Raw genomic sequence first — 23,589 nt, forward strand, 5'->3', positions numbered from 1 at the left:
TTTGCATCATTAAATCATTCTAAATAAATACAATGATAAAAGTATCAGACCAAGCAAAGGCAAAAGCCATCCAACTTATGTCGGAAGATGGCTTCAACCCTGCTGAAGATTATATAAGAGTAGGGGTAAAAAGTGGAGGATGTTCTGGTTTAGAGTATGTTTTGGGATTTGACAATCAAAAGACAGACACAGATCAAGTTTTTGAAGACAATGATGTGAAAATTATTGTTGAGAAAAAGTCTATCCTTTATTTAGCAGGAACAATCCTTGAATATTCGGGAGGATTAAACGGAAAGGGGTTTGTTTTCAACAATCCTAATGCATCCAGAACGTGTGGTTGTGGAGAGAGTTTTTCTTTATAATTAGAAGTTAGAAACCGGAAGTTAGAAATAAGCTTATTGCAAAAACTAACGCCTAAAAACTAACATCTAAAATCTATTAAAATGAGTAAATATACTGAAGACGACTTAAGAGTTGATCTTGAAAATAAAAAATATGAATTCGGGTGGGAAACGAAAATCGATTACGAAGATTTTCCAATCGGGTTAAACGAGGATATTGTTCGTGCCATTTCTGCTAAAAAAGAAGAACCGGAATGGATGACAGAATGGCGTTTGGAATCTTTCAGAATCTGGCTGAAAATGACAGAACCAACTTGGGCTAACATTAAATATGAAAAACCTGATTTTCAAGCCATAAAATATTATGCTGCTCCAAAGGTAAACGCTGAATTGGCAAGTTTGGATGAAGTAGATCCTGAATTATTGAAGACTTTTGCAAAATTAGGAATCAATATCGAGGAACAAAAAAGACTTTCAGGAGTTGCTGTAGACATTGTAATAGACTCTGTTTCCGTTAAAACAACTTTTCAGGATACCTTAATGGAAAAAGGAATTATTTTCTGTTCTATTTCGGAAGCAATTAAAAACCATCCTGACTTAGTAAGAAAATACCTTGGAAAAGTAGTTCCAAGAGGAGATAATTTTTATTCAGCACTGAATTCCGCAGTATTTTCTGACGGAAGTTTCTGCTATATTCCAAAAGGCGTAAGATGCCCAATGGAACTTTCTACTTACTTCCGTATCAACCAGGCAGGAACAGGACAGTTTGAAAGAACGCTTGTGATCGCTGACGAAGGAAGTTATGTCTCTTATCTTGAGGGTTGTACAGCACCTTCAAGAGACGAAAACCAGCTTCACGCAGCTGTTGTGGAACTGATTGCCATGGATAACGCTGAGATCAAATACTCAACCGTTCAGAACTGGTATCCGGGAAATGAAGAAGGAAAAGGGGGTGTTTTCAATTTTGTAACCAAAAGAGGATTGTGCGAAACAAAAGCAAAAATCTCATGGACACAGGTTGAAACAGGTTCTGCTGTAACTTGGAAATACCCTTCTTGTATCTTAAAAGGTGACGGAGCCATCGGTGAGTTCTACTCTATCGCTGTGACAAATAATCACCAGTATGCAGATACAGGAACAAAAATGATCCATATTGGAAAAAATACGAGATCAACGATCATTTCAAAAGGGATTTCCGCAGGAAAATCTCAAAACTCATACAGAGGCCTGGTAAAAGTAATGCCTTCTGCCAAAGGAGCCAGAAACTTTTCACAGTGTGACTCTCTGTTGATGGGTAATGAATGTGGTGCACATACATTCCCTTATATTGAAATCAAAGATCCTACTGCCCAGCTGGAACATGAAGCAACGACTTCGAAAATCGGGGAAGATCAGATCTTCTACTGTAATCAGAGAGGGATCAATACAGAAAAGGCGATCGCGCTGATTGTCAATGGCTTCAGTAAAGAAGTTTTGAATAAACTTCCAATGGAATTTGCCATTGAAGCACAAAAATTATTAGAAATCTCTCTGGAGGGGTCTGTTGGATAATTTGAGTATGGAGACTACAGAAAACTTAATTTTAAGAAAACCTGAAGGAAACGACTTTGAAAGGTTTTTTGAAATTAATAAAGATCCACAAACTAATCTGTATAACCCAAATGGACCAATGAGTTCTGCCAAAGCAGAAAATACATTCAAGAGAATGCTGGAACACTGGGATCAATATAATTTTGGAGGTTGGACTATTATAGCAAAAGAAAACAAAAACATCATCGGTTTTGGAGGCTTGAGCTATAAAATGTATGGAGAAGAAGAAAAACTAAATCTTGGATATCGCTTTGCCGTGGAAGCATGGGGAAAAGGATATGCAACAGAGTTTACAAAGAAAGTTATAGACCTTGGATTTACCAATATTGGTAAAGAAGAAATATTTGGAATTGTTCGTCCAGATAATATAGCTTCTGTTAAAGTTTTGGAAAAGGCAGGTATGACGCACATAGGGAAGCTTAACGATTTTCCTGGTCAGCCTGAAAGTTTAGTATATAGAATTCAAAAATAATTTGTTTAGCAAATAAAAATGTTAGAAATAAAAAACTTGCACGCCAGAATTGAAGACGGCGCAGAAATCTTAAAAGGTATTAATCTTGAAATAAAGCCGGGCGAAGTTCATGCGATCATGGGACCGAACGGAGCTGGAAAATCTACTCTTTCTTCTGTAATTGCAGGAAAAGAAGATTATGAAGTAACGGACGGAGAAATACTTTTTCAGGGAGAAAACATCAGCGAAGATGCTCCGGAAGAAAGAGCACACAAAGGAATTTTCCTTTCTTTCCAATATCCGATAGAAATTCCGGGAGTTTCTGTAACCAACTTTATTAAAGCTGCTTTAAACGAAACAAGAAAAGCAAACGGACTGTCAGAAATGCCGGCAAAAGAAATGCTTGCCCTGATCCGTGAAAAATCTGAGCAATTAGGTATAAAAAAAGATTTCCTTTCAAGATCACTGAACGAAGGATTCTCCGGGGGTGAAAAGAAAAGAAACGAGATTTTCCAGATGATGATGCTTAATCCGAAACTGGCGATCCTTGATGAAACCGATTCAGGTCTTGATATCGATGCCCTGAGAATTGTTGCAGACGGGGTAAACCACTTTAAAAACGAAGGAAATGCAGTTCTTCTGATTACTCACTATCAGAGATTGCTTAACTATATTCAGCCTGACTTTGTTCACGTTCTTGCCAACGGAAAAATCATCAAAACCGGTGATAAATCTCTGGCTTTAGAACTTGAAGAAAAAGGATACGACTGGCTTCTTAACTAAGAAGAAATTTTTCAGACGGGATTTTATCAATCCTTTCTGAAGATGCGGAAAACCCGCAGTACATAATGTTATTTTTAAATATATAAAATAAGGTGTGATGGCCGAAATATCAGTAATGGCTTTATACGATCAGATTATTGACAATCACGGTGAATTTTTGGAGAGTCTTCATCACAGGTTTCTGGATGAAGAGAGAAAATCTGCTCTTCAAAACTTCGAAAACTTAGGTTTTCCGACTAAAAAAGACGAAGAATATAAATATACCAACGTAAAAGAGATCACAGAGAAAAATTATAATTTTTTCCCTAAAGAAAGTCATAATATCACCAGAGAACAGCTGGACCAGCTGCATTTAGGTGAAGAGAATTTTGACTGGATCGTTTTTGTGAATGGTAAACTTCATAAAGAACTTTCGAAAGTTTCTATCGAGAACGTAGAATTCCTTTCAATCAACTACGCTTTGAATGATGAGAAACACAAAGAAGTATTTGATACGTATTTCAATACCATTGCTTCTAAAGATACTGCTTTCACGAACTTAAACCTTGCCTACTGCAAGTACGGTTTCTTTTTGAAAGTTCCAAAAAATGTAGTGATCGAAAAACCGATCCACGTTTTCTATATTTCTCAGAATCAGGAAGAAAACACTTTCTACAATACACGAAATTTACTGATTGTAGAAGAAGGTGCTAAGGTAGAGGTTATAGAAAGTCACCACAATTTTGACAGTACTTATGTGCTGACGAATTCTGTGACAGAGATCTTTACTTATCCCAATGCAAAAGCAGACTGGCACAAGCTTCAGAATGACAACAATACGTCATATCTTATCGACAGTACTTTTGCAAGACAGGAAAAAGACAGCTTAACAACTGTGAATACGTTCACTTTTGGAGGAAAGCTGGTAAGAAACAATCTGGACTTCATTCATAACGGAAGCAATATTAATTCGTTTATGAACGGGATCACGATCATTGGAAAAGACCAGCTGGTGGATCACCATACAGCAGTTCATCACAATTTCCCGAACTGTGAAAGCTACCAGAACTATAAAGGTATTTTCGACGGAAATGCCCACGGAGTTTTCAATGGAAAGGTTTTCGTAGATAAATTGGCTCAGAAAACAAATGCTTACCAACAGAATAACAACGTCCTTTTAAGCGAAGGAGCTACCATTGATACCAAACCTCAGTTGGAGATCTTTGCAGATGACGTAAAATGTTCTCACGGCTGTACAGTAGGTCAGCTGAACGAAGATGCCCTGTTCTACCTGAGAGCAAGAGGAATCTCTAAGAAAGAAGCCCAGGCATTGCTTTTATATGCTTTCGCGAATGATGCGATGCAGAATATTGACATTGAGCCACTTAAAGAAAAAATTTCGAAACTTTTAGCTGAAAAGCTTAAAGTGGATTTAGAGTTTTAAGACTTATATAAATTGATGCCAAAAAAAGCACTTCAAATGAGAAGTGCTTTTTTATTGATCCCCGGTGCAGAATTATTTCTTCATCCAGGACTGATTCTCTTTCTTATCAGAACGTTTTTTCCCGTTATCGATATTATAGGCGAAACCAACTCCCAAAGTCTGTTTAAGCTGTGTTTTTTGGATCTGGTTATGATCATACAACAAATCCAGCGTAATATTGGTTGAAATAAACTTATTGATTTTCATATTAAGAATTCCACTGTATCCAAGAACCAGTCTGCTAGGATGGTCAAGATAGTTGGAAAACACAGAAGCCGTATTCGTCAGATTGATATTCTCCATGATTTTGATCTTATATATCGCTGTCCCCAGAAAACCGAACTGGAAAAGAGAAGAATCTCCGTCATTTTTAAGACCGTACGTTCCTACTGTCTGAAGATCTTCATCCAGAACAAAAGTCCATCTGGCATTGGCAGGACGAAGCGTCAAAGTAAAATTATCATTGGGACGGTAAGTAACACCGGCACCGATATTAAGATATCCCGGAGCCATAAAATTGGAGATCTTTTTGGCATCAGGATTATTTCCGTCTTCATAACCTCCTGCAAACTGTGTCTGAAGGCCTATTCCTCCTGAAATATACCAGTTCTTGGCAAATTCTCTCCCGTAATTAGTCGACAAATTGATCACATCCTGCGTTTTTCTGGTACCAATACCTTTTGTATTGTTCTGACCATAGCCCAGAATAATGATATTTTCCCACAAATCTTTGCCTTTCTCGTAAGTAAGGTTATAATTAACCCCGGCAAGCCATCCAACGTTGTTGGCTCCACCACCAACCCAGTTTGAAAAGGCAGCCTGATTGAGCATTAATGTGTTTTGTCCCTGGATAGACCAAGCTTTTACAGTATCTGCTGTAGCGACATCAGGTTTAACCTCCTGTGCCATTGTGCATACTCCAATAGATACGGATGCGGCCAATAAAAGTTTTTTCATAAGTAAGGATTTTTCGTTACAAAAATATACATATAATTTTTGTTAAAAAAATAGTCACTTATCATTGAAATATTAAAATTATTATTTAATACATTAGAAACAGGTATGTTACCGCCAAAAAAAATCTATAAAAGCGAGGAAATGAACTTATCAATACTTAAAAGTACCTTTAATTATATAACAAAAAATCGCCTCGTACTGAAGCGATTCCTATTTACTGTGTGCGATGTACTCTATTTCTTAATCCACCATTGGCTGTCTTTACGGTCTGAACGTTTTACCCCATTATTCAAGATGTAGGCAAATCCTATCCCCAGGGTCTGCTTCAGCTGTGTTTTCTGGATCTGATTATGATCATACAGAAGGTCTAAGGTAATATTGGATGAAATAAACTTATTCACTTTAAAGTTGACAGCAGCTCCGTAGGCAAGAACAAACCTTTCAGGATGATCCAGATAATTGGAAAATACAGAGGCCGTATTGGTGATATGAACATTCTCCATTAATTTCACCTTGTATAATGCCGTTCCAAGGAAACCGAATTGTAACAGAGATGTATCACCGTCATTTTTCAAACCGTAACTTCCTGCAAACTGGAGCTCTTTATCTAAGACAAAGGTCCATCTGGCGTTGGTAGGACGCATTGTTACCGTCAAATTATCATTAGGCCTATACGTGATCCCCATACCGACATTCAGATAACCGGGAGCCATAAAATTGGAAATCTTTTTGGCAGCAGGATTATTTCCGTCTTCATATCCTGCGGCAAACTGCGACTGCAGGCCTGCACCCAAAGAGAAATACCAGCTTTTGGAAAATTTACGCCCGTAATTGGTGGAAATATTAATCACGTCCTGTGTTTTCCTTACCCCAAGGCCTTTGGTGTCATTCTGACCATAATCCAGGGCGATAATATTCTCCCAGAGATCATTGTCTTTTTCATAAGTGATGTTGTAGTTCACGCCGGCAAGCCATCCTACATTGTTGGCTCCACCACCAGCCCAGTTTGAAAAGGCTGCCTGATTGATCATTAAACTGTTTTTCCCTAATACCGACCAGTATTTTACCGTATCTACGATTACTGAATCTTTTTTCAATTCTTCTTGTGCACTTGCATAAATCCCCATTGAAAAGGAAAGAATCAATAAAAACTTCTTCATTATTTTACATGCTTTTCATTACAAAAATATTAATATAATCTTTTTTAAAGCAAATATTGGCTTATAAAAACCCATAAACAGGTTAAATTCTCTTCAAACAACCAAAAACAAGCCACTTTAATACATTCAATGTCAAAATATTAAGCTTCATCTGTTAAAATTGAAACCTTTTGTCTTAAATTATACAGGCCTGATCAGAATACATCGACAAATTTGCCGAAATTTATCATTGGCTTTTGATTTGACGTACTCTCCACATGTTTAAAAATATAATTTCCAAAAGAGCTGTTATAACCCCATTGCTGATGCTTTCGGCCATGTGGTTCGGCTACTTTCTGCAGATGCAGGGCTTTTTTCAAAGCTGTTTTGGGGCCATTATACCTCTGTTGCCGGAAGGCTTGCTGGGAATTGTTACAGCTCCCCTTCTGCACGGAAATATTGATCATATCATAGGAAACTCCATTCCGGTAGCCGTCCTTCTTTTTCTTCTGTACCAGTTTTACCCATTAGTGGCCAATAAAGTCTTTATTATCGGATGGCTGGCTACAGGACTTCTTGTATGGATGCTGCCTCCAATAGACATCATTACCGGCGACTATATGTACACCTGCACCATTGGTGCCAGCGGAGTGGTATACGTCCTTGCCTTCTTCCTGTTCTTCAGCGGCGTTTTTAAATGGAATACGAAGCTGCTTACCATATCACTTCTTGTCGTTTTATACTATGGCAGTTTGATTTGGGGAATGTTTCCGGAGGAATTGTTCTACAATCTTCAGGAACCGAGTAAGATTTCATGGCAGGCCCATCTTTCAGGCGCTGTTGTAGGAAGTATTATTGCTTTTGCGTTTAAAAATGTTGGGGAAAGAAAGAAAAAATACATCTGGGAATTTCCCAATTATTACAGCGAAAAAGATGACAAACTATGGCAGGAATACAAGGAAAATCATCCGGACGACTTCCTGGAACTGCCTTATAAGAAAAGAGATGACATTTGGGATCATTTGGAAGAATTAAGAAGGAAATAAAATGGAACTGGAAGCCCGGAGAGGAAGGTTGGAAGTTACTATTAGACTTAGTATATTTTAAAGTTATCGAAAGTTCTGGTGAGCCCTATTAAAAAGTAATAAAAACAGACCTATGGCTATTCATTAGATGATCAATAACTTTCCTCATCAAACTTCAGGCTTCCTGACAATATTCAACTCAGGTTATTTTATTACTTTTGATAAAAAACACACATGATCTCTGAAGAACACCTATATGCAATCGCCCTGCGCGAATGCAGTCTGATTGGCGACATCAATTTCCATAAACTTGTACGAACCTTCGGAAGTGCTGAAGAAGCCTGGAAAACAGCAAAAAAAGAGTATAACAAAGCAGATGGTATAGGCCGGAAAACAGTCGCTGATATCGGAAATGAAGACTATTTGAAATTTGCAGAAAAAGAAATACAATTCTGCGAAAAGAACAATATCAAAATCATGTTGAGGCATCTCAATCAGCTTCCTTATTTACTCGGTGAATGTGATGACGCACCTGCTGTCCTTTACCAAAAAGGAAAATTTGATGATTCTTTGCAGAAGATCAGCATTGTGGGAACCCGAAATATGACTTTGTACGGGAAACAGTTTATTGGGGAGTTCTTCGAAGCTACAAAGGCTTCCAAATACATCTCTGTCAGTGGATTAGCTCTTGGTATTGACAAAGAGGTTCATGAACAATCTATTCAATATAAAATTCCTACGGCAGCTGTGCTGGCTCACGGTTTTCATATGCTGTATCCTTCCAAAAATAAAAAACTGTCCGAAAAGATTCTGGAAGAGGGTGGCGCGCTGCTCACCGAGTTCAATTCATCCCGAAAACCGGACCGTGAAAATTTCATTCAGAGAAACAGAATTATAGCAGGACTTTCTCCTTCAACCATCGTTGTGGAGACCGGATTCGGAGGTGGATCTGTAAGCACTGCAGCCTTTGCCAATGACTATAACCGGGAAGTTTTCGCATTGCCCGGAAAGATCACAGATCCATACAGCCAGGGGTGCAATCAATTGATTTTCCAGAATAAAGCATCAGCTATTTCTACTATAAAGGATCTTATGGATTCGCTGGGCTTTAATCATTCAAAAGAGAAAGTGGCCGATCTGTTCTCATTTAGTGAGATAAGTCTACAACTTACTGAAAATCAAGAAACCGTTTATGAGTGCATAAAAGCCAATCCTCAGGTATCTCTGGACGATCTGGCACAGATGATTTCGATGCCATCTTATAAAATTCTTCCGGTAATTTTGGAATTAGAGCTTTTGGGGAAAGTAAAATCATATTCCGGGAGGCAATTTACCGTAATTTGAGAATTAACGATTTCTTAATATTGCATTATTTGAGACTTAACTTTTAATTTTCAACAAAATTTGATCATTAATTATCAATTTAATAATATTTCGGGACATTATTATTTAATTTTCAGCAATGTTGAAATACAGTATTGTGAATCTTGAAAAAAAAATTAAATTTGTTGACAATAATAATCAACCCTAATATATGGAACAATATAATATTGACCAGAAAATCCAGGAGTTTATTGCCAAGATTGAAGCAAAAAATCCTAATGAACCAGAATTTTTACAAGCCGTAAAAGAAGTAGCTGTGACTGTAATTCCGTTTATTATGACCAAAAAGGAATATACGGGAATGAAGCTTCTAGAGAGAATGGCTGAAGCTGAAAGAATCATTATCTTCAGAGTTCCATGGGTTGATGATAAAGGAGAGATCCAGGTAAACAGAGGATTCAGAATCCAAATGAACTCTGCGATTGGACCATACAAAGGAGGAATTCGTTTCCATCCTACTGTAAACCTTTCAGTTCTTAAATTCCTTGCTTTCGAGCAGGTATTTAAAAACTCATTGACGACTCTTCCGATGGGAGGAGGTAAAGGAGGTTCAGATTTTGACCCACAAGGAAAATCTGACATGGAAGTAATGCGTTTCTGTCAGGCTTTTATGACTGAATTATGCAAGCATATCGGTCCTGAAACAGACGTACCTGCAGGAGACATTGGTGTAGGAGCAAGAGAGATCGGATATCTTTTCGGACAGTACAAAAAAGTAAGAAACGAATTTACAGGAGTACTTACAGGAAAAGGTCTTGCGTACGGAGGTTCACTTATCCGTCCTGAAGCTACAGGATACGGTGTGGTATACTTCGCAGAGCAAATGCTTAAGACGATCAATGAAACTTTCAAAGGTAAAATTGTAAGTGTATCTGGTTTCGGAAACGTAGCTTGGGGAGTAATCAAGAAGGCTACTGAGCTTGGCGCTAAAGTAGTAACGGTTTCTGGTCCTGATGGATACATCTATGATAAAGATGGTATCAGCGGAGAAAAAATCGATTATTTATTAGAACTTAGATCTTCCGGAAACAACAGAGCGGAAGACTATGCTAAGAAATATCCTTCTGCCGAGTTCCACGCTGGAAAACGTCCTTGGGAGGTTAAATGTGATGTAGCATTTCCTTCTGCCACTCAAAATGAACTGGATCTTGAAGATGCTAAACTTTTGGTAGAAAACGGATGTGTTTGCGTTACTGAGGCGGCTAATATGCCTTCTACTTTAGATGCAATCAACTATTTCTTAGATAATAAAATCTTATTCTCGCCTGGTAAAGCTTCCAACGCTGGAGGTGTTGCTACTTCAGGTCTTGAGATGACACAGAACTCTATCCGTCTTAACTGGACTTCTGAAGAAGTTGACGCAAGACTGAAAGAGATCATGATCGGAATCCACAAGGCTTGCAGAGACTACGGAAAAGATGAAAATGGCTATGTTAACTACGTGAAAGGAGCAAACATTGCCGGCTTCGTGAAAGTTGCAGAAGCAATGCTCGCTCAGGGAGTAGTATAAAAAATAATAAAGGTTGGGAATGTTCCCAACCTTTTTTGATAAAGCCTGTTCCCGGGATAATGGGAAAAAAGTAAAAAGTGAAAGGAGAAAGCGCTGTACATGTACAGCGCTTTTTTTATTTTGCCAGGACTAAAAAACCAATTGAATTCCAAGAAGCTTTCCTATTCATTACTTTAAGTATTCATTGATTTTTATATTTCTGTTTTCATTATTTGCATCTTCTATAGCTTTCAGAATGGTTTTGATTTGTTTCTTGTTAATTACATACTTATTAAAAAACACGTATTCGATAGTCTTTGTATTTTTAATATTTTCCAATGGATTTCTGCTAAGCAGTACGAGATCCGAATGATATCCCACTTTTATTTTTCCTGTTTTACTTTTCATCCAATTGCCCGGCGCAACAGTCGCGGAGTAAATCGCCTGTGAATTGGTCATCCCTGAATTAGATAAAGACTCCAGCTCATTGTGAAGAGAAAACCCGGGAACAACAGTAGCTACATTAGCATCCGTTCCCGCCATAATGGTCACCTGATGATCTGCCAAAGCCTTTGCCATCATGTGGATCGCTTCTGCATACGTCTTCCAAAAAGTCAATGACCGTTTCTTTGCTGCAGGCTCATCTTTTCCATCATATTCGTATCCATTTTTACCTGGTAACCAGCCCAATTTATAAAGTGGAGTTCCTTCAATAATGGGGGGATTGGCATACTTTAATTCAATTTCCTTAAGTTTAGACTTTAAATCAAATCTTTGACCGATAAAACTTTCAGATAACCAAACCGTTGAAGTAACACTGATGTTTTGATCCTTCAATTTTTGTGCTATCTGCCCTGACCGTATTTTGAGAAAGTTGAGGTACTCTTGCGGGTTTTCAGAAATGGATTTCCCAAATTCATCGATTGTCTTAACCGTAATTTCTTCAATATGAGCCACCTCAATCTGGCCTGACTGATAAAAAGTATCTAAATTAACCAATGGTATATGGCCAATGACCGGAATGTTATTTTCACTGGCGATCTCTATGGTTGTTTTAAACATTTCCGGATTCACAAAACCGTACATTTTAATGGCATCATAACCTTGTTTGTTTATTTTACAGATTCCTTTCTGAGCATCGTCTCTATTGGAAAAATTAATAGACTGTCTTGTCCAGCCGTAATAATAACCGGCTAATCCTTTTTCACTAAATATGGGTGGAGATGCAATAAACATTCGCGGCCCAAGACCATTTTTACGTATTGATTTCCTCCATTCCAAAATAACCGGCTGACCTGCCATTTCTCTAATGTAAGTAACCCCATTAGCCAAATATAAAAACAAATCGTTCCGGCTTTCTTTTAAATGGACATGGCTGTCTACGAGGCCCGGAATTAGATATTGCCCACTCCCGTCAATACTGGTAGCCATTTCATTCACTATCTGATTTTCGCCTAATTGAACGATCACGCCATCCTTAATGAGGACATTCTGGTTCTTAATAAAATGACTGCAATCTTCTGACAGAACATTCACATTCCGTATCTGAATTATTTTTGACGGTTTAATCATTGAAGAGAAATCTACAACCTTCGTACCCTTACCCAAGACCTTATTTAATTCATGATCTGCCCACATAAATCCAAAAATAAGAACGCCTGACAATAGCATAACGGAATGCAGAACTCTCCTGACCCAGAGCTTTTTCATAAATTATTTATTTTTATTTGAAAGGCAAAATAAATACAAATGCTCCCCGAAACCATGTGATTTGAGGAGTTAGGGATGAAATACGAGGTTTTAGGTACGAAAATTATAAGGATAATAAACGTTCCCTATAATTTTTAGAAACGGGAATTTCAAGCTGAGTAAGAGAAATAGTATCCTGATTTTTCCAGGCCTTAAAATGAGAAGGATTTATTAAATGGGAACGATGAACCTGAATCAAAAAATCACAATCACTCTGAATTTTTTTTAGAGTACTTCGAATAAGCTTTGTTTTTAAATCATTACCATCTATAAAGAAAATTTCAACATAATTTTGTGCATTGGAAACACAGATTAAATCACTTTTTTTAATGTTTAAAATATCCAGTTTATTCTCTCCTCTGATTATGATACGATCATCCTTGGCAGGAATTAATGTAACAACATACATCCTGGCTAAAACCAATATTGGTGTAGAAATTAAGGCTAATTTAAGGGTGATTGTACTTACAAATTCAAAGAAATCATATCCTCCATCTAAAACGGGACTTTTATAAAACCCATACGTACTTATCGCGTAAAAAAGTTGAAAAAAAATGAGACTCATTATTTCAAATCCAAGGTTCCATTCTGACTGTTTATAATAAACCCTTTTCTGAATTATGGCCAGTACAGCACAACATAGAAAAGCAATCAGACTAAATCCTATACTGATAAGAACCCATGCTTTAAAACTTACCGTTCCATCATCAAATGGTCTTATAAGAAAAGCGAAGATGAAAAGCCAGATACCGAGGAGGATTCCTATCAGTAAATGATGCTTCATCGAAGGATTTAATCTTTTCATTGAATAAAAAGGCTGTTGGCCTGGTTGGTTTCGGTTATGTTTTTACTCAACAGGAAATATACATAAATAATACTTTGATTAATTGATTACCAATAAAAAATCCTGAGACATTATGCCCCAGGATTTCCTTTCTACTTTGTTCAATATTTACTTCGATGACTTTGCTTTTTTCTTAGCTTTTCTTTCTGCTTTTGTGGCTTCTGAAGGTTTTGTAGCATCGGTAGCAGTCTCTGCATTCACTGTTGCCGTAGCATCAACTGTTGTGGCCGGAGTGGCTGCTGCATCTACCGTTGCAGTAGCAGTGGTATTTTGTTTCTGAGCATCAGTAGAACTGCCCGTTTGTGTATTCTGCTGTTGAGTTTGAGTGGTCTGGTTATTAGTGGTGGTATCGGCTGGCTTTTGCGGTTGTGTCTGTGTTTGTGTTTGTGCCGATACTGCGATTACGCCGACTAAAGTAAACGCTGCTGTTAAAACTAACTTTTTCATAATACAATATTTAAATGGTTGTTTAAATTAAACGACACAGTTTTTATTAAATTATGTGTAAGAGTCTTATTTAACGTACTTTATCATTATTTAAGAGATTTTACAAAGTAGGATTTATTTTGAAATATTCTTCATCATCTTTTCAACAAATTCAAATGCAGCAGGACAGATCACTGTATTTTTCAGCATCAGGTCGTTGATCTGGTAGATTTTTTTCCGGTCTGTATGCGGGTATTCACGACAGGCTTTCGGCCTTACTTCATAGATGGAGCAGGTATTATCATTATTCAGGAAAAAACAGGGAAGATTCTGAAGTACCTTGTCATTATCTTCATCTACCCTTAAAAATTTTGATTCGAAATCAACCTGTTTCATGCGCAGATGCTTGGAAATGCGTTCGATGTCCTTTTCTGTATATAAGGGTCCGGTGGTTTTACAGCAATTGGCGCACTGGAGGCAGTCTACTTCATCAAAAACTTCATCATGGGTCTCCTGGACAATATAATCAAGGTTTTTGGGCGGTCTCTTTTTCAGTCCTTCCAGAAATTTTTTATGTTCCTTCTGCTTCTGTAAAGCCTGCTTTTTATAAAGGTCTAAATTCATTTATTCGTTATCCTCAGCCATAGCCGGAAGGTCTGTTTTTTGGTATTCATTAATTTTATCCAGATCCAATATCGTTGTCTGATCATTGGTATCCGGGTAGTACATCGGGGTAAATTTAGCTCCATAAACAATCTCTTTCGAGACATACGAAGATCTCTGCACCACCGTATTGGAAAAGACTTCATCAAAGGCACGGACCTGAACAATAATCTCAATATCCGTATTCTTAAAATCCTCATCCGAAAAGCCGTAAAATGGTGAGTCTTCTTTGATCTCATGAACCACTGTCCAGTTCAGCGCCAGCGTATTGATTTTGCTTAAATGGGTCTTTAAAGAATAAAAATTACTTTTCGGAGCCCCGTTTTCTATGACCTCAATAGCTGCAGAAACAATGACATCAGCATCAGTCAAAGCATTATTTTTAAAAGGTGCCAGCCTGAACATCAAAGCCCGCGACTCTTTGAACGGAGCAATAACAGCAATATCCGAAAACCTCAGGTAAGCTCTAGGCCGTGAAAATCTTCCGTAGAAAAGTCCCGTTGCAATGGCAAAGGTAAGCAATCCCAGAAAAGCTTCAAAAGTAGCCACCAGACTCGCTGTAAAGCCTATAGGCGCAATCCTTCCGTACCCTACGGTGGTAAAGGTCTGTGAACTGAAGAAAAAAACATCAATGAATTCGTTCAGCGGATCACTTTTATCGATTCCGGTAAGGTGCTCTACTCCAATGAGGAAATAGATCATCGCAAATACCAGATTAATCAGAATATATGCGATCACCAGATAGGATAGGAAACGGAAAGTCGACAGGTTCAGCATGGTATGATACCAGCTCAGTCTGTTGAATACATTTACGCCTCTTCGCTTTACATTCGGAAGCCCGTCTTTATTGATGAACCTTCCGGATGCATTGCTTCCAAAACCACTGTTTTCGGTGTTTTTCTGACGAATCTTCTGTCTGAAGCCTCTTGCCATTTTATATGATTATTTTTTGTTCAGATTAATCTCAAAAAAGCACGTTTGTTCTTTTGCGATCTATCCATTTTACCATGCAAAGATAAAATATTGTTTTCATGAAATTTATCAAGCTGATGATTGAATTTTTAATTTGATTTTGCAGTACTTTTGAAATATGAAAAAATTGGAATCAAGAGAGAATATTGAACACCTTGTTAACTCATTTTACACCAAAGTTATTAAAGATGAGACGATTGGATTTTTCTTCAGCGATGTCGCGAAAGTAGACTGGGACAAGCACCTACCGAAAATGTATTCATTCTGGGAATCCATTTTGTTTGGGCAGATGAGCTACAAAGGAAATCCTATGGGAGTCCATTTTCCAATCAACGAAATCCAGGCTATGGAGCAGAAGCATTTTGACCGTTGGCTTGAGCTTTGGAGAACAACGATTGAAGAGAATTTCGTCGGAGAAAATGCCGAAATGGCCATTTATAAATCCGAAAATATCGCTAAGCTGATGGCTTTTAAAATGGAGCTTGCGAGGAGGCTGTGATACAAGTTTGAGAGTTTGCTAGTGAGGAATGTTATGGGACGATGACCGTAAAGATATAGGCGGCAAGATTCACCAATAAAACGGTTCCGTACAGGACATTCGTTTTTCCGCGGCTTAAAGAAAGCATGACAATAAATACGGATAGTGAAAGCAGAATAATATCTTTTTTATCAAGCCCTAAAACCAACGGAATATCATACACAATACAAACGGTAGATACCGCCGGGATAGTCAGTCCGATACTTGCCAAAGCAGATCCCAATGCCAGATTTAAACTGGACTGTATCTGATTGCTTCTTGCGGCACGTATGGCAGCCACTCCTTCAGGAAGAAGCACAACACCTGCAATTATTACCCCAACCAACGATTTCGGAGCGCCTATGCTCTGTACCATTCCTTCTATGGTTCCGGAAAGTCCTTTAGCCATCAACACTACAATAACAAGACATACGACCAAAAAGCCAAAGCTTATCAGCGTTTTATTTAATGAAGGGATATAATGCGCTTCAGGATGTTCATCGGGAACGATAAAGTAGCTTCTGTGACGTACGGTCTGCACCATCAGAAAGACTCCGTAGATCACAAGACACGCAATGGAAATAAAAACAAGCTGAGCTTCGTTATAGAAAGGTCCGTTGACACTTGAAGTAAAATTGGGAAGAACCAGAGTAAGCACCAGAATGGAAACAATACTCACTAAATAGGTTGTTGCAGAAGTTCTTGCAAAGAACTGTTCATGATATTTAACGCCACCCACAAGGATACAAATCCCCAATATTCCGTTAAGAATAATCATGACGGCAGCAAAAACGGTATCCCTGGCCAGCGTGATCGCCTGATCTCCGCCGGCGACCATGAGCGAGATGATCAGCGCAACTTCAATAATGGTAATACATAAGGCAAGAATGATCGTTCCGAATGGCTCTCCTACTTTGTGAGCCACCACTTCTGCGTGATGTACTGCGGATAAAACACTTCCGGTAAGCAGAAGTCCTGCGATAACATCATAAAAAACTCCGCCCCCCATCAGTCCGGAAAAATAATATCCTACCGCTAAAACAGGAAAAATATACGTATAATGTAAAAGTTCTTTTAATCTCATAAAGTGTCTACAAAATACAAAAAATCTATGAAATTTGAAATATCAAAAGAAAATATTAATCATATTTTAATCTAATACGTAAGAAGTCTGAAGTTAGAAGAGAGAAGTTATTGAGGTCATAAAGGATAACCACTACCCCTTTTTATTCTTTTACATGCTACTCTGTTATCTATTATCCTCGCAATTGATATTGAAACTGAATATTAACTTCCAGCCTCCTTCTTACATCCTCTTAGTGCACCCACAGGTTAAAATCCAGAAAATCTGTCAGCATATGAAACAAAAGACCAATGGCTACAATTCTGATATTTCCTTTAAAAAAGAGCAGCAAAAAATACACCGCAATGGCATAATAGGAATGTAAAACATGAAAACCTATACTGTTTCTTGATGGATCGAACACCGGATTGGCAAAAATATGGTCCAGGTCTACCAGCATCGTGGCCAGCATAATAAGGTATGCTTTATTCCAGTTTTTGCGGAAAAAGATCAGGGCAATGAAAACCGGAAAAACCAGATGTAAAAAATAATGGGTGAACGTTTTCAGTAATGCAATTTCAGATAAAGTCATTAATACTCAGTCAGTTTTTTAGGATTACAGGATTTCTACCATCTTAAAATTAAAGGCAGTTTTCCCTTCTTAGCTTTGATCTTCACCCAATAATTTTCTGCTTTATTTCCGTAAAATATATACTCAAGGTCTGAAAGCAATTTTTTCTCTGTTGATGTTAAAATACTTAACGAGGAGAGCAGCATTGAACTATTTTTGATGAAGATATAATTTTGTGCAAGATTTGGGGATAAAGATACCGGTTTCCTTGTAGATTGAATGACAAGCCCTCCGCTCCGTCTATCGATATGGTTGGGCTGAAAAGGAATCGCTGTGAATTGATTCTGAGCATTGATCCATTTTTTATGCTGAAAATATTCCCATGTTTTTTCGGGAACAGAACTCTGAAGATTGATCGCATAATTGGGCTGAATAATTTTCTGAACGGTTTTTTTCTCGATTTCATTAAAATTATCGTCATAGCCGTAGCTGATAATGGTATCATTCACCTGCTCCAGATCAGCAGTTGCTTTAAAATAATTGATTTGAGAGGAATCTATTATGCTTTTATTGAAAAAACGGGCATAATTTTTCACATTACGGGCATCTAATTCTGCTTCTAAAAAGTGATTTTTTTTCTGAACTTCTGAAATAAGAGAAGCTAAAGTTCTGACGTCTGTTGTATTCTTTATTTCAATTTCATCAGCTTTTAATTCAATAGAAAAATTCTGAATTTTCTGTCCTGAAATGAAGGAGATACTTCCTGCTGTATGAGTAATAAACTGATCGGCAGTCAGCGTATTTTTTACGGAAGATTGGAAGAGCTGGTTTTTGATGGTCTCAAAAGCTGAAGCAGAAGTTCCTATGATGCTGTTTTCACCCTCTATTTTAACAAAAATCTGATCTTTCTGAAAGAGATTTTTCCCTTTGCTTACAAAATGATGGTTTTTTAAAAAAGTAATGAATTTTTGCGGGTCTTTCAGTTCAACCACGCTGTACCATTCCGAGAATCTGGTGTCTTTGAGATGGAAAATCTGTAAAAAATCCGGGATTCTGATGCCTGAGTCTTTTAACGAAATCTCGTTTTTATCTTTTGTTTTGCTTCCTGACCATTTTGAAGGATGCACAATCAGGTTTGAAATATATTGCCTCGTTAATTTTTTCACATCGATTAAAACAACCACATCTGCATTTTTAGGGACCACCTTTAATGTTTTGTCTGTATAAAAAAACACAAAATACATCGCGGCTGCGAGTAAAAGAATTAACGGGACAATAAGTTTCTTTTTGTTCATTTACAGGATTTGAGGCTTCTTTTCTGATTCTTTAATTTTAAAAATTTCATCAAACAGATCAAAGAAATACATCAGGCTGTTTTCCGAAGAATTCTTGATGTTGTAATCTATTTCTGTTTCGAAACTTTCTCCTTTTACTTCAGTTCTGAAGTAAACTTCACCTACATTTTTTCTGAACAGATCCAATGTTTTTCTTTCAGAAGGTGTTTTAAATTCTTTTTCCAGGCCGATCATAAGTTTCTGCATATCCAGTCTTCCGGATAACGGATATTTAGATGAATCTTTAGCCCATTGTTTAGAAATATCAGACTGGCTTTGAGGGGTAATATTGTCTGTAGAACTTGTCAGATACACGATCCCATCTTTTACCGTCATGTACAATTGATCCATATATCCGTCCCCTTTTTCATCCTTAAATGAATAAAAGTTTCCGATTTTTGAGAATTTCTTAGACAAATGTTTATTGGTAGCCATTACATTGAACACACGGTTCCAATAGCCTTCGTTTTCCGTTGCAAAAGCAAACGTAAAATTCGGAACGGCTACATCTTTAGTTTTCTTTACTTCTTTTTCATTGTAGTCATCATCATATTCGTAGTCTGTATAATCTACCTTTTTGGATTTTAATTCATTCAGTACAAAAATTCCGTTTCCTGGGGCTATTTTAGCAATAGCTTCTTCATCCAGAATAATTTTCATGGTTTCCATCACCAGCTCCATCTCCTTTTTATATTCGCCTTCTCCTGAATCCTGAAGCAGGCTGTACATCATGTCAAAAGATTTAGCTCCGTTTACATTCATCACGTAATAACCGATGCTTTTTTCATTGATAAGTTCTGCCAGTTTTTTGTTCTTCTTCCCTTTATAAACGGATGAAATTGTTTTCTGGGTTTCCGGATTTTTATGCTGATAATTATTCACCAGCTTTACTTTGTCTTTATCAAAATATAAATTGTAAGATGAATCTGAATTGTATACATTTCTCAGGAACTGCCAAAATTCCAGTTGCTTCATCATTTTTCCGTAGATCCCGTCATTCACCATTTTCCCGTAATCTGTGTAGACGAACACGTCAGAATTCGGGTCTCTGAAATTGAGCATGGATTTCGGAACTTCAAGTTCTAAATTGGAACTGAAATACTGATCAAAACGATCTTCTGCAATTTTCTTGACGATCTTGAAATTCTCAATATTCATGGAGTCCAGTTCTTTCTGATATGCAGAATCTACCGCAGGTTCCACATACTCCTCTTCTTTAGGATAAACATCCGGTTCACCTTCAGAATGCTGCGTATCTACGTTTTCCTTCGGATATTTATGATTCTTTTCCAGATACTTGATATCTTTCTGAATTCTGGTAATCTCCTTGTTATTTTCTCTGATGTTATCTTTTAAATATTTGATCTCATCCTTCAGGCTGATGATTTCTTCTTTGTAATCGAAAGGTTTTTCCGGCTCTATGGCATAAGCACTGTCCGCTACAGCAGCAGCCTCAACAGCCGCTGTCGCAGCACTATCTACTTCAGCATCCCATTCCAGAGCTTTATAAGGTTTGGTATAATTCACCATACTCAAAACAGCACGGTCATTGTTCCAGGCCACAAAGATATTATCGTTAATATCTACAAACGAATAGTTCTTTTTCTTAGAAATTTCCAGGCCTTTTCTCTTGGTAGAATTGATGAACTCCTGGAATTTCTCTTTATTGTCTACAATAAAATGAGTGGTGTATGTTTGTATCGAATCATTAAAACTGGCATAATGATATTGTGTAGCATCATATTTAATCCCTGTTTTGGAATAGTCATTCCACGAGGATTTTTCTTCGCTCTTTTTGCTTAACTCGTGCAGTAAAGGATTAAGTTTCTGCCAATTGATTTTCTGATTGAGTTGTTTCCCGTTGATTTCCATATAAAATACGGCATCAGTAGGAAGTTTCATGCTTTTTTGCGCGAAAACAAGCATAAAACCAAAAAGTACGAAAGTAATTGTTTGTGTTTTTAATAGAATGGATTTCATGGTTAGTGTTAGAATTTATTGAAATAATATCGTGTTTTGTAATTGTTTTTTTTGAAAAATAAGGTCTAAAATATCCGCTTCCAGCTTTACGGCCTTTTTATTCGGAGCCAGCACATAAGAGCTGTTGGTTTGAGATTTTACCGTATTTTCAAACTGCATGATGGAGGTATATTTAGCATCATTGAAGACTTCTCTGTCTGCCTTCCCCATCTTATCGTAATCTGCTTTAAAAGTATTCACCTTGTTTCTGGTCAATGATTTCTTTTGAAGACTCTGGCTATAAATCTGTGTGGGAATCATTTTGCCAAGGATATGTTTTGCCTTCAGCTGTTCAAGTCCGGCGTTGATATTTTCTATCTGTTTAAAATTACAGCTTAGTTTGATGATGTAATTGTCAAAATCCATCGAGGTTTTTACATTGCTGATTCCCGGTGTTCCCTTGAAAATTTTGGAAGCTTCATTGATTTTATTTTCAATTTCAGATTTTTTTGGAACCTTTTTCCCATTAATGGTCTCCATTTTAGAGATGGAGGCCAGTCTGGTTTTGCTTTTACTGGCGTTTAGAATAATAGTATATTCTCCGGTTCCATCAGCTTTCACATTCACTTTATCCAAAATATCAAAACAGCTGGTCAGTAATAATAAAGGAAAAAGCAGTACAAACAGCTTCAGAAAATTTTTCATAATTGAGTTTTAAAACACAAAACTACTTAATTCCGTTTGAAAATACTTTATGGACGCTGTTATTTCACTGAAAACAACCATTTTTTTTAAATTCTGCCTTTCAAATAATCCTGTCTTACTTCTTCATCCAGCTTTTCGATAGCATATCTCAGACAGGTTCTGGGCATCTCCTGATAATGTTTATTTAAAAAACGGATCAGCTCGGATTCGTTTTTCTGCCCCATTTCCCGGAGCAGCCATCCGTTTGCTTTATGCATCAGATCATGAGTATGTTTCAGGTTTTTGGTCACAAATTCTTTAGTCAGTTCAAAAGATCCTTTTTTTACGTAATGCATCGTACCCACCACAGCAATTCTCTTATGCCACATTTCTTCAGAGTCCGAAAGATTCCTCAACAGCTCTTCCTGACCATTTTCATAGGCATATCTCCCTAAAATTTTATAACAGCTTGAATCTACCAGATCCCAGTTATTGACATGCGGAAGATGATCCAGATAAAACGTAATGATTTCTTCTTTCACTGCCTTATCTTTCGTTTTTTCAAACTTGGAGATCAACATGAAAAGTGCGGTAAGCCTGTGTTCATGATATTTTGACGACAGCAAAGTACTTAGGTCATCTAGGTTTATTTTTGAATAATATTCTTTGGCCACAGATCTCTGATCCGGAACTTTCACCCCTAAAAACAAGTCTCCTTCGCCATATTCTCCTTTTCCTGTTTTGAAAAATTTTGGAAAGAATTCGGCTTTTTCAGGAATGGACAGTACCGCTAATGCTTCCTGTATTTCTTTGATTATAGTGCTCATGCAGATCTCAGTTAATAGCCCCGAATTTAATTAATTCTAAGCAATTATCAATGATCATTTATTAAGCATGCTCATCCAAGACAACCGTTTCCTGTGCCTCTTCTTCTTTAGCAATAGCTTTCGGGTTGGCGACCTTAGCAATAGTAAGTCCCTGAACAATAATTGAGAATACAACCACACAATAGGTGATACTTAAAATGATTTCACTGTATTCACTTTTGGGAATAGACATCGCCAAAGCAATAGAAACACCACCGCGGATTCCTCCCCAAACCAAAACTTTTATCGTCTGTGGACTGAATCTTGATTTTAATGACATGAATCTTGCAGGTACCCAAATAGAAATCAAACGAGCAAATAAAACGACTGCAATGGCCAGTAACCCAGGAACCATAAAGTGTTTCAGATCTTTAATCATCAATAGTTCAAACCCGATGAACAGGAACAATACGGCATTCAGAATTTCATCGATCAGTTCCCAGAATTTGATCAGATAATCCTGAGTTACGGACTTCATTTTGAACCTGACATTAAAATTACCCATGAATAAACCTGCAGCAACCATCGTCAATGGTCCAGAAATATGCATCTGCCTTGCAATAAGGTAACCTCCCATTACTACAGAAAGGGTTACCAAAACGGAAATAATATAGTCATCCACTTCACGCATCAGCCTGGAGGTAATCCATCCCAATACTACTCCAAGAAGAATTCCTCCACCGGCTTCTTTTATCAAAAGTAATCCTATGCTTTCAACGCCCAGATCCACTTCTTTTCCAATCGCCAGCTGCAGAACCACAGTAAACACCACTACAGCCATACCGTCATTGAAGAGCGATTCTCCGGCTACTTTTGTCTCCAGTGATTTGGAAACATTGGCCTGTTTAAGGATACTCAAAACAGCAACCGGATCAGTAGGTGAAATAAGCGCCCCAAAAACAAGACAGTAAATAAACGGAAGCTGAATTCCTAAAAAGGGCAACAGATAAAACATTCCGAATCCTACGATAAAGGTGGAAATAACCACTCCTGCTGTAGAGAATATAAGAACCGGCCTGAACTGCTCTTTGAGATCATTGATATTAATATGGATTCCTCCTGCAAAAAGAAGGAAATTAAGCATAGCGCCCATTAAAACCTCTGTGAAATCTATACTGATCATTAACTTGTTAAGATGCCCAAAAGTACGCGGAAGAACCGCTTCTCCAAACATTACCAGAAAAATGGAAACTACAATGGCGATCACCATAATCCCGATGGTACTCGGAAGTTTCAGAAATCTGTAATTAAGATATGCAAAAATCGATGCTAATACTATTAAGGCTGAAAATGAATAATATAACTCCACTAAGTGTCTTTT

23 protein-coding genes are annotated in these 23,589 nt (G+C 37.5%); 9 read left to right on the forward strand and 14 right to left on the reverse strand.

The features are described 5' to 3' along the window. Positions 1 to 32: 32 nt before the first annotated feature. The 5 genes from NZD88_RS13480 (at position 33) to sufD (ending at position 4,588) form a co-directional block, all read left to right on the forward strand. Entirely contained in the window at positions 33 to 362 is a 330-nt protein-coding gene (locus NZD88_RS13480; RefSeq protein WP_034739378.1) for a HesB/IscA family protein, read from the forward strand. 81 nt (positions 363 to 443) lie between these two features. Next, positions 444 to 1,892 carry a Fe-S cluster assembly protein SufB gene (gene sufB, locus NZD88_RS13485; RefSeq protein ID WP_169234418.1) on the forward strand — a complete coding sequence of 483 codons (1,449 nt, stop codon included), beginning with the start codon at positions 444 to 446 and terminating at the stop codon, positions 1,890 to 1,892. 7 nt (positions 1,893 to 1,899) lie between these two features. After that, complete coding sequence (locus NZD88_RS13490; protein WP_259829833.1) at positions 1,900 to 2,403, forward strand: GNAT family N-acetyltransferase; 504 nt, start codon at positions 1,900 to 1,902, stop codon at positions 2,401 to 2,403. A gap of 18 nt (positions 2,404 to 2,421) precedes the next feature. Further along, a complete protein-coding gene (gene sufC, locus NZD88_RS13495) occupies positions 2,422 to 3,165 on the forward strand; it encodes a Fe-S cluster assembly ATPase SufC (RefSeq protein ID WP_169234416.1) in 744 nt (247 codons plus the stop codon). A gap of 115 nt (positions 3,166 to 3,280) precedes the next feature. Beyond that, positions 3,281 to 4,588 carry a Fe-S cluster assembly protein SufD gene (sufD, locus tag NZD88_RS13500; RefSeq protein WP_259830103.1) on the forward strand — a complete coding sequence of 436 codons (1,308 nt, stop codon included), beginning with the start codon at positions 3,281 to 3,283 and terminating at the stop codon, positions 4,586 to 4,588. Positions 4,589 to 4,660: 72 nt separating this feature from the next. On the opposite strand, the gene NZD88_RS13505 is transcribed toward sufD, so the two are convergent. Together NZD88_RS13505 and NZD88_RS13510 are read right to left on the reverse strand one after the other, a co-directional pair. Continuing rightward, entirely contained in the window at positions 4,661 to 5,584 is a 924-nt protein-coding gene (locus NZD88_RS13505; protein ID WP_259829835.1) for a DUF3078 domain-containing protein, read from the reverse strand. Positions 5,585 to 5,817: 233 nt separating this feature from the next. Then, positions 5,818 to 6,744, reverse strand: a complete 927-nt coding sequence (locus tag NZD88_RS13510) for a DUF3078 domain-containing protein (RefSeq protein WP_259829836.1) — start codon at positions 6,742 to 6,744, stop codon at positions 5,818 to 5,820. A gap of 257 nt (positions 6,745 to 7,001) precedes the next feature. Between NZD88_RS13510 and NZD88_RS13515 the strand changes: the two genes are divergently transcribed. The 3 genes from NZD88_RS13515 (at position 7,002) to gdhA (ending at position 10,641) form a co-directional block, all read left to right on the forward strand. Beyond that, positions 7,002 to 7,769 (forward strand): rhomboid family intramembrane serine protease, encoded by a 768-nt coding sequence (locus NZD88_RS13515; RefSeq protein WP_259829838.1) that lies wholly within the window; start codon positions 7,002 to 7,004, stop codon positions 7,767 to 7,769. 213 nt (positions 7,770 to 7,982) lie between these two features. Beyond that, a complete protein-coding gene (dprA, locus tag NZD88_RS13520; RefSeq protein ID WP_259829839.1) occupies positions 7,983 to 9,092 on the forward strand; it encodes a DNA-processing protein DprA in 1,110 nt (369 codons plus the stop codon). A gap of 190 nt (positions 9,093 to 9,282) precedes the next feature. Beyond that, complete coding sequence (gene gdhA / locus NZD88_RS13525) at positions 9,283 to 10,641, forward strand: NADP-specific glutamate dehydrogenase (protein WP_169234411.1); 1,359 nt, start codon at positions 9,283 to 9,285, stop codon at positions 10,639 to 10,641. 168 nt (positions 10,642 to 10,809) lie between these two features. On the opposite strand, the gene NZD88_RS13530 is transcribed toward gdhA, so the two are convergent. The 5 genes from NZD88_RS13530 to NZD88_RS13550 all read right to left on the reverse strand — a co-directional run bounded on the left by NZD88_RS13530 (position 10,810) and on the right by NZD88_RS13550 (position 15,235). Beyond that, positions 10,810 to 12,330: an amidohydrolase family protein gene (locus NZD88_RS13530; RefSeq protein ID WP_259829840.1), complete on the reverse strand. Its 1,521-nt coding sequence runs from the start codon at positions 12,328 to 12,330 to the stop codon at positions 10,810 to 10,812. Between the two features lie 103 nt (positions 12,331 to 12,433). Then, entirely contained in the window at positions 12,434 to 13,153 is a 720-nt protein-coding gene (locus tag NZD88_RS13535) for a LytTR family DNA-binding domain-containing protein (RefSeq protein ID WP_259829841.1), read from the reverse strand. Between the two features lie 168 nt (positions 13,154 to 13,321). After that, positions 13,322 to 13,660, reverse strand: coding sequence for a hypothetical protein (locus tag NZD88_RS13540; RefSeq protein WP_259829842.1), 339 nt, complete (start codon positions 13,658 to 13,660; stop codon positions 13,322 to 13,324). A gap of 114 nt (positions 13,661 to 13,774) precedes the next feature. After that, entirely contained in the window at positions 13,775 to 14,263 is a 489-nt protein-coding gene (locus tag NZD88_RS13545) for a YkgJ family cysteine cluster protein (protein ID WP_259829843.1), read from the reverse strand. Next, positions 14,264 to 15,235, reverse strand: a complete 972-nt coding sequence (locus NZD88_RS13550) for an ion channel (RefSeq protein WP_259829845.1) — start codon at positions 15,233 to 15,235, stop codon at positions 14,264 to 14,266. It lies immediately after the preceding gene. Positions 15,236 to 15,392: 157 nt separating this feature from the next. On the opposite strand from NZD88_RS13550, the gene NZD88_RS13555 reads away from it, so the two are divergent. Beyond that, a complete protein-coding gene (locus tag NZD88_RS13555) occupies positions 15,393 to 15,773 on the forward strand; it encodes a group III truncated hemoglobin (protein ID WP_259829848.1) in 381 nt (126 codons plus the stop codon). Positions 15,774 to 15,804: 31 nt separating this feature from the next. On the opposite strand, the gene NZD88_RS13560 is transcribed toward NZD88_RS13555, so the two are convergent. From NZD88_RS13560 to NZD88_RS13590, 7 genes are all read right to left on the reverse strand, one after another. Continuing rightward, the gene (locus tag NZD88_RS13560) at positions 15,805 to 16,875 is read right to left on the reverse strand and encodes a calcium:cation antiporter (protein ID WP_259829850.1); all 1,071 of its coding nucleotides are present in this window, start codon (positions 16,873 to 16,875) and stop codon (positions 15,805 to 15,807) included. Between the two features lie 232 nt (positions 16,876 to 17,107). Beyond that, on the reverse strand, positions 17,108 to 17,446 hold the full coding sequence (locus NZD88_RS13565; RefSeq protein WP_259829852.1) for a DUF6122 family protein: 339 nt from the start codon (positions 17,444 to 17,446) through the stop codon (positions 17,108 to 17,110). Between the two features lie 35 nt (positions 17,447 to 17,481). Next, entirely contained in the window at positions 17,482 to 18,720 is a 1,239-nt protein-coding gene (locus NZD88_RS13570) for a hypothetical protein (protein ID WP_259829854.1), read from the reverse strand. Continuing rightward, positions 18,721 to 20,739 (reverse strand): hypothetical protein, encoded by a 2,019-nt coding sequence (locus tag NZD88_RS13575; RefSeq protein WP_259829856.1) that lies wholly within the window; start codon positions 20,737 to 20,739, stop codon positions 18,721 to 18,723. 15 nt (positions 20,740 to 20,754) lie between these two features. Next, positions 20,755 to 21,423: a hypothetical protein gene (locus NZD88_RS13580; RefSeq protein WP_259829858.1), complete on the reverse strand. Its 669-nt coding sequence runs from the start codon at positions 21,421 to 21,423 to the stop codon at positions 20,755 to 20,757. 86 nt (positions 21,424 to 21,509) lie between these two features. Then, positions 21,510 to 22,229 (reverse strand): DNA alkylation repair protein, encoded by a 720-nt coding sequence (locus tag NZD88_RS13585; RefSeq protein WP_259829860.1) that lies wholly within the window; start codon positions 22,227 to 22,229, stop codon positions 21,510 to 21,512. A 61-nt stretch (positions 22,230 to 22,290) separates the two neighbouring features. Further along, on the reverse strand, positions 22,291 to 23,577 hold the full coding sequence (locus tag NZD88_RS13590; RefSeq protein WP_259829862.1) for a cation:proton antiporter: 1,287 nt from the start codon (positions 23,575 to 23,577) through the stop codon (positions 22,291 to 22,293). Between the last annotated feature and the right edge of the window lie 12 nt (positions 23,578 to 23,589).

It is taken from the genome of Chryseobacterium pyrolae (assembly GCF_025153485.1).
Taxonomy (GTDB): domain Bacteria; phylum Bacteroidota; class Bacteroidia; order Flavobacteriales; family Weeksellaceae; genus Chryseobacterium; species Chryseobacterium antibioticum.